Raw genomic sequence first — 2,298 nt, 5'->3', positions numbered from 1 at the left:
GGAACTGTATTGCAGCTGATATTGCAGAACTTAGCTGCAATTTGTAGAACATTGGTAAAAAGTAAAGATGTGGAGAATGCGAAATATCTCCGATTACAAGTATATCACAGAATACAGCATTATGAAACGAAAAATCGCAATTATTCATCAAAAGAGTTATGGGGTTATGTAAACCTGATAATATTGCCTGAACTTTGAAAGAAAAAGTTTATGCCATCCCTTGGGATTTGGCTTATGCGAGAAGTTAATAAAGTATTTGTTTGTCTTAAAAATATTATAATTCAAGGTTTAATATCTGGAGTTTTATATTCAGGGGTCCGAAACTCGCTTCGCTCAAACATGCGGACCCCAAAAAGAATATAAAACTCCATCTATCAAACTCTTGAATTAAATAATATTTTTAAAGAGCGCACAAATTCTTTATTAACTTCTCGCAGCACCAAATCTCCAAGGGATGTTGCGACTAAGTTTCCTCAAAGTTCAGGTGATTTTATCAGTTTTTACATAATTATATTTGTTTCTTTTAATGTGGGCGGAGCTTGTTTTCGTTTGGGGAGGGGAGCAAGGGGGACTTCGCCAGTGGGAAGTTTGGCGCCAAAGCTCACAATTATCCTTGTCGTCAACAATTAATAAGCGTATAACCATACATTCTTGAATATTTCATTTAAGAATGTATAATTTATTAGAGATTTACATTAAACTATTAGGATTCAAAGTATTTAATATATCATTATTATTTATGGAAAGGACATTAGTTATGTCATATGAGATAGATTTTAAGAAGCCGTGCCATGTTTATTTTATGGGTATTGGCGGTGTTTCAATGTCTGGTCTTGCCCAGATTCTTGTAAGCAAGGGTTTTAAGGTTTCAGGATCAGATAATAAAGAGTCAGATACTACCAGACATCTTGAGAGCATGGGTATCAAGGTATTCTATGGTCAGAGGGCCGAGAATATTGCAGCTGCAGGCGATATTAACGTTGTCGTATATACTGCTGCAATACATCCTGATAATCCGGAATTTGCTGCTGCAAAAAATGCAAATCTTCCTATGATAACAAGAGCTGTCCTTCTTGGTCAGGTGATGCTTGAATATAAGCTTCCTATTGCAATATCAGGAACTCATGGTAAGACTACAACTACTTCCATGATATCTGAGATCCTTCTTTGCGCAGATGCTGATCCTACTATATCAGTAGGTGGTAATCTTAAAGCCATTAATGGTAATACAAGGGTTGGCGGAGACAAGTTCTTTGTTGCAGAGGCTTGTGAATATACCAATTCATTTTTGTCGTTCTTCCCTAAAATGAGTATTATCCTTGATATTGATGCTGACCATCTGGACTTCTTCAAGGATCTTGATGATATAAGACAATCATTTAGAAAGTTTGCTGAGCTTCTTCCTGATGATGGTCATCTTATTATTAATACTGATATTCCTAATGTTGAAGAGATCTGTGGCAATCTTAAATGTAAGGTTATTACTTACGGTTCATCAGATTCTTCTGATTACTATGCAAGTGATATAACTTATGACTCTTTTGCCAATGCTTCATTTACAGCACACAGAAAGGGGCTTGAAGATATCAAGGTAACTCTTAAGGTTCCGGGAGAACATAACGTATTCAACGCTCTTTCTGCTATAGCAGCAGCTGACCTTTGCGGTGTTTCTTCTGATGATATAGTAAAGGGTCTTGCAGCATTTACAGGTACTGACAGACGATTCCAGTACAAGGGCACTACAAACGGTGTAAACGTTATCGACGACTATGCTCATCATCCGACAGAGATCGCTGCAACTTTAAATACTGCAAAGAGCTATCCTCACAATAAAATATGGTGCGTATTCCAGCCTCATACTTATACAAGAACAAAGGCTTTAATGGCTGATTTTGCCAAGGCTCTTTCACTTTCTGATGAAGTAGTTCTGTGCGATATTTACGCAGCTAGAGAGACAGACAATCTTGGTATCTCTTCAAGAACCTTGCAGGAAGAAATCATAAAAAACGGCCACTCTTGTCATTATTTTCCAACCTTTGATGAGGTCGAAAAATTTCTTCTGAAAAATTGCACTAAGGATGATTTGTTGATAACAATGGGTGCCGGAGATGTATATAAAATCGGCGATCATATGCTTGGCAAATAATTTTTCCACATTGTCCACATTTTAAACCGGATTTTTGCTTCGAAAACCTTTAAGATAACAACCGTTACATTCACATCCCCAAAGGCTTGTAAATGTGGCGGTTTATTTTTATAACTTCCACATTATCCACTATCTCCACACTGATTTTACAA

2 protein-coding genes are annotated in these 2,298 nt (G+C 36.8%); both read left to right on the top strand.

The genetic code is table 11. The features are described from left to right. Positions 1-198, top strand: a 198-nt coding sequence (locus K6G87_RS17375; protein WP_296840089.1) for a hypothetical protein, incomplete at its 5' end; no start/stop codon positions are given. A 559-nt stretch (positions 199-757) separates the two neighbouring features. Then, positions 758-2,146: a UDP-N-acetylmuramate--L-alanine ligase gene (murC, locus tag K6G87_RS17370; RefSeq protein WP_296840086.1), complete on the top strand. Its 1,389-nt coding sequence runs from the start codon at positions 758-760 to the stop codon at positions 2,144-2,146. The last annotated feature ends 152 nt before the right edge of the window (positions 2,147-2,298 follow it).

Source organism: Butyrivibrio sp. (assembly GCF_024699075.1).
Note: the sequence above shows the minus strand (reverse complement) of the source record. Positions and strands in the feature narration are given on the sequence as shown.